The organism is Neglectibacter sp. X4 (assembly GCF_009917365.1).
Taxonomy (GTDB): Bacteria; Bacillota; Clostridia; order Oscillospirales; family Acutalibacteraceae; genus Acutalibacter.
The window spans coordinates 1-289 of sequence record NZ_QWLE01000337.1 but is presented as its reverse complement, the minus strand read 5'-3'; the positions used below and the strand labels follow the sequence as shown (position 1 = coordinate 289).

Here is a 289-nt window from a genome sequence, read left to right as displayed (position 1 = left end):
TGCCTTCGCCATGAGTTCCTCAAACTCCTCAACCTTTTGCGGCTTCACCTGATAAATGCAAATTTCTGTAAATGACATGGTATGCCTCCTTTTCCTTAACTTCTATCCTGTTTCATCTTCCATCGGACAAAACTCTTCGTCAAAACAGCGATAATCACCACAACGCCCACAAGTCCGCCGTGAAGTAAAATTTCTGTGTACCATGGAGCTGACCGCATAGTATAAAGCTCCGGGCGGGTTTTGTAGTGCCAAAAGGTAAAGATTGTCTTTCCGGCAAAGACTCCGAGAA

The 289-nt window shown here is 45.0% G+C and carries 1 protein-coding gene; it reads right to left on the bottom strand.

Going from position 1 to position 289, the window contains the following annotated elements; genetic code table 11:
* Positions 1–95 precede the first annotated feature (95 nt).
* Positions 96–289, bottom strand: a 194-nt coding sequence (locus tag D1841_RS18880; protein ID WP_207710225.1) for a hypothetical protein, incomplete at its 5' end; no start/stop codon positions are given.